Source organism: Chamaesiphon sp. OTE_20_metabat_361, assembly GCF_031364565.1.
In genome coordinates this window covers 1-7896 of sequence record NZ_JANLWO010000055.1, presented here as the reverse complement: position 1 = coordinate 7896, position 7896 = coordinate 1, and the positions used below count along the sequence as shown (strand labels likewise).

The following is a 7896-nucleotide window of genomic DNA, read 5'->3' as shown; positions in this document are numbered from 1 at the left end:
TAAGTAGCTGGGGAGATGGGAGATGGGAGTTGGGAGTTCGGAGAGGGGAGAACGGACAGGAAAGAGAGTGAGGGGTCGGTAAGTTTTCAATCCAAATAGCGGAGATGAGAGTTGGGAGTTGGGAGTTCGGGCAGGAAAGAGAGTGAGGAGTCGGTAAGTTTTCAATCTAAAATCCATATCTAAAATCATTCTTACTCCCAACTCCTATCTCCCAACTCCCATCTCCCATTTCCTAACTCCCCGGACGCTTAAACTTAGCTGGAGATGCAAAAGCTTCTACAGGCTCGTTTTTGAGTGCTTCTTTCATGAAACTCCGCCAGATCGGTGCGGCATATGTACCACCAGTTACCCCAGTGCCGAGGGGGGTGAAGTCATCCTTGCCAATCCACACAGAGGCGGCTAGCTGGGGCACGTAGCCCACAAACCACACGTCGCGTTCTGAGGAGGTGGTTCCGGTTTTTCCGGCGGCTGGACGACCGATGGCGGCTTCTTTACCAGTACCGCCACCAACTACTGATTGGAGGGCGCTATTGATTTGAGCTGTAGCCCAAGAATCTAGTACGAGAGTGGGCTGTGGGGTATTGTCGAGTAAAATATTGCCATCGCTATCGGTGACGCGGAGGATGGTAGTGGTTTCGGATTGCCAGCCGTTGCTGGCAAAGGTGGCAAAAGCGCCCGCCATTTCTACTGGTGTAACGCCGACGGCACCTAATGGTAATGATACAACTGGCTCGATCGGACTTTTGATGCCCAGCGTCCGGCAAGTTTGAATGACTTTATCCAAGCCGACTTCTTTACCGAGTTTTACTGCTGGGACATTGGTAGAGTTCATCAGGGCGCTGCGAATGCTCATCGCGCCAGAATAGCCGCCGCCATAGTTACGCGGGGAATAATACCCGCTACCATCGCGGTAGCGAACGGGGCCGTCATATACTGAGGTTTCTGGCGAAAATTTCCCAGTGGCAAAGGCGGTGTAATAAACGAATGGTTTAAATGATGAACCGGGTTGCCGATTGGCGTACATGGCGCGGTTGAAACTACTTTTTTTGTAGTCTACCCCACCGACCATCGCTTTGATGAAGTGCGTGCGCGGATCGATCGCGACGAGACTAATTTGATATTTGTTGCGTCCCAAGCGTTCGTAGGCATTCTGGACGACTTTTTCGGCAGCTAGCTGGAAGTCATAGTCGATCGTGGTTTGGATTCGCATCCCGCCTTTACGAACGGTTTCGCGACCGAAGCGTTGATTGAGTTCTTCGATCGCGGCATCGGTCACGTAGGGCAATCTACTACTCTGCCAAGTTTTAATTTTACCGAGTTTAATCTTATATTCCCGCGCTTTTTTTTCTTCGGCGGGGGTAATCCAATTTAGTTCGACCATCCGTGCCAAAACTAGTTCTTGACGCTTTTTGGCTGCTTTAAAATTAATAAACGGGCTATATTTCTCCGGTGCGGCAATTGCGCCTGCCATCATCGCCCCTTCAGCAAGATTTAACTCCGAAGCATGTTTGCCAAAATAGCTTTGAGCGGCAGTTTCGACCCCATAGTTATTGTGTCCCCAATAGACTTGGTTGAGGTACATCTCCAGGATTTCATCTTTGCGAAAAATCTGTTCGAGCCGAATTGACAGGACTGCTTCAGCAAGTTTGCGACTCAGTTGCCGCTTTTGGGATAAAAATAGGTTTTTGATCAACTGCATGGTGATCGTCGAACCACCTTCGCTGACGCCACCTTTTTTGAAGTTGGCAGTAATCGCCCGTCCCACCCCAGTCAAGTTCACACCTTGGTGATAATAAAAGTGACTGTCTTCGATCGCGAGTAGGGAACGCTTGAGATTGGGCGAAATCCGATTGAGCGGTACCACTTCCCGATTGGCTTCATCGTGGAGACTGGCAAGCTGGACGCCCTTGACATCATAGATGTAGGTAGTCTCTGTCGGTGCGTAACTGCGTAGGACGCGGACATCAGGTAAGTTGCGGAAGCTAATTGCTAGCCCCACCAATCCACCTGCCACGATCGAACTAGCCAGCATGGTGACACCTAAGATAGTACCACCCGCAATTTGACCGATACCGCCAACAAAGCCACGCTGTTCGGGCTGGTGGCTCATCTCGGGTTTCTGTTTGGGGTTCTTTTTGTTTAAGGCTCTAGAAGACACTAGGATCTTTCTCTCTCAAATTAGGGACAATGAAGGCACGGACGATCGGGCACGATAGATATGAGTGCGATTGTAGACGATAAGTTGCCGCTGCTGAAAACTGGGTAGCTAGAAATATGAATAACGATGTAAAAGTAGCACAGTTTAGGTAACAACTATATTAAGCTTAACTGGCGACTGTTTTGACTCGTTGGTGTAACCTACCTAAAGGTAATCGATTTTCATTTTTATATATGAGCGTGAATGTGTCCGTGTCTGCATCAGATCGGTGGGATTGGTTATTTCGGGGTGTGACTGAGATTTTCCCCCATCAACCCAATTCTACCGATCCAGCGGAAAATCTCGCCCAGCGGTTGGCGCAGACAGATCGACCTTTGCGCGTAAAGCTCGGTATCGATCCGACTGGTGCAGATATCCATCTAGGTCATAGTATTCCCTTGCGGAAGCTGAGATCTTTCCAAGATGCCGGACATGTTGCTGTGTTAATTATTGGTGACTTTACCGCTCGCATCGGCGATCCGACTGGTAAGTCGGAAGTTCGCAAGCAACTGACACCTGAAGAAGTTACTGCCAATGCTCAAGCTTATCTCGATCGCGTTCGCCCGATCCTCGACTTTGAGACGCCAGGACGCTTGGAAGTCCGCTACAACTCAGAATGGCTCTCCAAATTGGCGCTGGGGGAAACCCTCGAACTCCTCTCGACGATGACTGTCGGTCAAATGCTGGCGAAAGAGGGGTTTGCCAACCGTTACGAGCAAGAAAGTCCGATTTTCCTGCATGAATTTCTCTATCCCTTGATGCAGGGTTACGATTCTGTCGCCGTCCGAGCTGATGTCGAACTCGGCGGTACCGACCAAAAATTTAATCTCGCAGTCGGACGCGATCTCCAACGCCATTTCGGACAAACGCGGCAATTTGGATTACTCATGCCCATCCTCTTGGGTACCGATGGCGTCCAGAAAATGTCCAAATCGCTGAATAACTATGTCGGTTTGGGCGAAGACGCGCTCAGCATGTACTCTAAGCTCGAAAAAACGCCCGATAGCCTCATCAAAGATTACTTTACACTGCTCACCGACCTACCGTTGGATCGGCTCCCAGACAATCCCAGAGCCGCCCAGAAACTGCTGGCCCTGGAGGTAGTCAGTCAGTACCACGGTCAAGCTTCAGCCGCTCAAGCTCAAGCCGACGCGATCGCCCTGATTACTAAACCGGGTCACAATGCCGGGGGCGATAGTGTCCCCGAATTTTCGCTCGCTGATGTTTCCTTCCCCACTAAAGTGTTTCAACTGCTGGCGGCGAGTGGTTTGTGTACTGGTAGCAACGATGCCAAGCGTCAAATTCAAGGCGGTGCGGTTAAATTGGACGGAGCCGCGATCGTGGATATTGAAGTCACCTATGATGATGCCTCAATCCTAGTCGGCAAGGTGTTGCAAGTCGGTAAAAAACGATTTAAAAGATTAGTTGATTAGTCTATTTATTACCTGTCTCAGCTAAATGGCGCAAGTATTTTTGAGCGCGATCGTCTAATTTTGGCGGTCGCGCTGATTTGCAATGCAATTGTTAGATTGCTGGATGGAATACTAACTCATAAGATTGAGGCGACGATCGACAAATATTTAAGTAATTAAGCTAAATAGCGTAGACAATTTATTCACAATATTTATCTATTAAAAGTGGTGATAGAATACACTACTACATCCGTGTGACTAAAGTAAGATGTGATATATTAGGTCGCCAATGCTTAGCAATATCAAAAAATGTGGCATGACAACTGTGAATCGGAAATTTAGCTGTTTTATCATTGGTCGGGAGTCATTTGTGCTTCCTTGTGCTAAAAGCCTATTAGAATCCGGTCATCAGATCTGCGGGATTGTCGAGACAGATAGAGCCTTGACAGCGCCACTGTCTGGGGCACTCGATCGGTGGGCAGAGTTACATCACATTCCTCAATTGCAACTCCCAGCAAACCTGTACGATTTTCTGTCTGGGCAATCGTTTGATTATCTCTTTAGTATTTCTAATTCGACAATTCTCGCGCGTGAGATTCTAGCATTACCACGTCAATTTGCCATCAACTGTCACGATGGCCCCTTGCCAAAATATGGTGGTATGAATGCGCCAGCTTGGGCAATTATTAATGGCGAACGCAGACATGGGATCTCGTGGCATCAAATTGCCGAGCGCGTCGATGCTGGAGATCTACTCAAGCAAGTCTCGTTTGAGATCGAAGAGTGTGAAACTGCGGCGACGCTCAATAGTAAATGCTATGAAGCAATTATCTCTTCATTCCCCGAGTTAATCGCCAAACTTGCGAGTGGGAATATATCGCCAGTCAAGCAAAATCTGCAAGAGCGCAGTTACTTTTTAAGTGCCCAAAAACCCAGTCCCGGCTGCATTTTAGATTGGCAGCAGTCCGCCCGATCGATCGCTGCTGTAGTGCGCGGACTAGATTTCGATCGGCAGGAAAATGCGATCGGCTTGCCCAAAATCGCCCTCGGCAACCGACTGGCGATCGTCATGGCAGTGGAAATTAGTACCGATCGCTCGACGGCACCACCAGGCACCATTGTCTCGCTCTGTGCCAAGGGGATACGAGTGAGTACGACGAGTGCGGATCTGCTGGTGCGTCAGCTCCAAACCCTCGACGGCAAACCATTAGACTTGTTGACATTCTGTGCGGGACGAGTCGGCGATGCACTGCGGCGATCGCCAGTAGCGCACGACATCGCTCAACTAGAGACAAGTTTAGCCAAACACGAGCGGTTTTGGGCGCATAGATTGGCAACTCTCACCCCGCTGGTGCTGCCAGAAATCGATCGCCCTGTTGACGTAGCTCTGCGCAGGCAGACGCTGCGCCTAACGGCAGGCTGTCGCCAACGCGTTGGCAACGCCTGCGCTTTGCGCTTACGAAACGAGCATCGCGGATCGGCGCTAGAATTCCAACAGGTACCGATTTCGCCAACGCTGAGGGCATTTCTAGCCGATCGCTACCCGACATGGCAAGTAGCTGATTTCTTAACAGTCGCGATCGTCGCTTATTTAAGCCGGATTTCTGGGCAAGACTGTTTCGATCTGAACGTCAGCTTTGCTGAGTTGGATCGCCAATTAGCGGGAATGCCGGACTTATTCGCCACTCAGGTGCCATGTCGGATCGATTTGAGTCGTTCGCCAAGTTTTGAAACGGCTGTTGAGGAGATCTCGCGCGAGCTAGCATCTGTCAAACATCACCAAACTTACGCCCGAGATCTCCTCCTCAGATATCCCGACTTGCAACCCCTCACGCAGCTTGACGATCGATTGCCTGTCGGTATCGCCCGCGTCGAGACTTTAGCGGGGAGTCCGTCCAAACAGTACGCGTCAGGACTGACATTTATAGTGCCTGAGCGCGGCGATGAATGGTGCTGCTGTTACGATCGACAATCGATCGCGCCCGAGCGCTGCAAGCAGCTACTAGAGCGGTTGTCAGTATTTATCGGTGGGATTATCGATGGTGTGGATCGGCTGGCTAGTCTGCCATTATTGCCCGCTGGGGAGATCGATCGCCTACATGGCTGGAATGATACTCACGTCGATTTTGGTGGTGCTGCGTGCATCCATCAGCTCATCGCCGCACAAGTAGCGCGGACGCCAGCTCGGATCGCTGTCGAATGTGCTGGGGAACGACTTACCTATCGCGAGCTAGATCGTCGATCGGATCGACTCGCCGCACATCTGACGGCAATGGGCGTAAGTGCTGACGTGCTAGTAGGCATCTGTGTCGAACGCTCGCTCGACACCATCGTGGGGATTTTGGGCATTCTCAAAGCTGGCGGCGCATATGTACCGCTAGATCCCGATTACCCCCAGGCGCGGCTGGCGCTGATTATTGAAGATGCCGGGATGTCGATTATCCTCACTCAGTCGCGACTTATCGCGAAATTGCCTGCCTATGGGGGAAAAATTGTTTGTATCGACAAACTAGATCCCTACCCCGATCGGTTACATCTGCTAGCTAAAGTTAAGCCCCACGATCTAGCCTATGTTATTTATACATCTGGCTCCACTGGCAAGCCCAAAGGAGTCGCGATCGAGCATCATTCTGTCGTCAACTATACCCTCGCTACCATCCGGGAATACGCGCTTACCCCTGCCGATCGCGTCCTCCAATTTACCTCGCTCAATTTTGATGTTAGTGCCGAAGAAATCTATCCCTGTCTGAGTGTCGGCGCAACATTGGTACTCCGCAACGCTGCTACGAGCGAATCGATCGAGAATTTCCTCCAGCACTGTACTGACTGGCAAATTAGCGTGACGAGTCTACCGACTGCCTTTTGGCACGAATTGACGACTCGACTGACTAGAGATAAATTATCACTGCCACCCACATGGCGATTGGCAATTATCGGTGGTGAAAAAGCCGCTCCAGCTAAGCTGCAAGCTTGGATGGCTTTGGAATCAAAAGTTCGCCTGATCGATGCTTATGGCCCCACAGAGGCGACGATTAGCGCAACTATGTGTGACGTAGCGAGTTGCGATCCACACAACCCAGCGATCGGACGCCCGATCGCCAATGTCCAAGCCTATGTATTGGACAAAAATCTGGCACTCTGTCCGATCGGCAGTCCTGGCGAACTATATTTGGGCGGTGCGGGACTAGCTCGCGGCTACCTCCACGATCCCGAATTAACCGCCCAAAAATTTATCCCCAATCCCTTCAGTCCCGATCGCACGGCGCGGCTCTACCAGACTGGCGATCTCGTCAAGTATTTACCAGATGGGAAACTGCAATTTCTCGATCGCTTAGACGAACAGGTAAAAATACGTGGCTTTCGGATCGAACTAGGTGAGATTGAAGCCGTACTCGCTCGGCATCCCGGCATCCAGGACGCGATCGCGATCGAGTCCGTCGGCGATCGTTATCAAAGTATCTCGGCATATATCGTCAGCCAGCCGCGACACCGCCAAATGCAGTGGTGGCCGTCAGTGGGCGAATATCCGGTGTACGATGAATTACTGTACCAATCGATGACCACCGATACCCCTCGCAACCAAGCTTACCAAGCGGCGATCGCCCGCGCAGTCACAGATAAAGTAGTAGTAGATATCGGTACGGGTAAAGACGCCATCCTCGCCCGCTTTTGTATCGAAGCTGGAGCCAAAAGAGTCTACGCGATCGAAGCTAGTCAAACAGCCTATCACCAAGCGATCGAGACGATCGAGCGGCTCGGTTTACAATCTCAAATTATCCCGATTTACGGTTATTCTACCGCGATCGCATTACCAGAAGCTGTAGATGTGTGTTTATCGGAAATTATTGGGACGATCGGCTCTTCTGAAGGCGTCGCACCGCTACTCAATGATGCCCGCCGCTTTCTCAAAGCCGATGGCTGCATGATTCCACATCGATGTGCGACTAAAATTGCGGCGATTACGTTACCCGATTCACTGCGGGAACCCAGCTTTGGGGATCTGACTGGACACTATGCTCGGCAGATTTTCGAGCATGTCGGCAAACCTTTTGACGTGCGTTTGTGCATTAAAAATTTACCGAGTAGTAATGTTATTTCTAATAGCGATACTTTTGAAGACTTAGTTTTTGATGCCGTAACTGCTTGTGAATATAGCAATGAAATTACCCTGACTATTACTAAGTCGGCGCGGTTAGATGGCTTATTATTATGGCTAAACTTGTATACTGCTCCTGAAATTGTTGTCGATAATTTAGAGCGAGATTATTCCTGGCTGCCCGTTTATTT

4 protein-coding genes are annotated in these 7896 nt (G+C 50.3%); 2 read left to right on the top strand and 2 right to left on the bottom strand.

The features are described from left to right. Positions 1 to 189 (bottom strand): hypothetical protein (locus tag RMO35_RS01435; protein ID WP_309738042.1); only part of this gene is annotated, 189 nt, incomplete at its 3' end. Positions 190 to 232: 43 nt separating this feature from the next. Further along, positions 233 to 2158 carry a transglycosylase domain-containing protein gene (locus RMO35_RS01430; protein ID WP_396135581.1) on the bottom strand — a complete coding sequence of 642 codons (1926 nt, stop codon included), beginning with the start codon at positions 2156 to 2158 and terminating at the stop codon, positions 233 to 235. Between the two features lie 233 nt (positions 2159 to 2391). Between RMO35_RS01430 and tyrS the strand changes: the two genes are divergently transcribed. Both tyrS and RMO35_RS01420 read left to right on the top strand, forming a co-directional pair. Further along, the gene (gene tyrS / locus RMO35_RS01425; protein ID WP_309738040.1) at positions 2392 to 3630 is read left to right on the top strand and encodes a tyrosine--tRNA ligase; all 1239 of its coding nucleotides are present in this window, start codon (positions 2392 to 2394) and stop codon (positions 3628 to 3630) included. A 268-nt stretch (positions 3631 to 3898) separates the two neighbouring features. Continuing rightward, a partial coding sequence (locus tag RMO35_RS01420; protein WP_309738039.1) for an amino acid adenylation domain-containing protein occupies positions 3899 to 7896 on the top strand: 3998 nt, incomplete at its 3' end.

What these genes read in the sequence shown, in the direction of transcription:
- tyrS (WP_309738040.1), top strand. Translation starts at nt 2,392, where the DNA reads ATGAGCGTGAATGTGTCCGTGTCTGCATCAGATCGGTGGGATTGGTTA.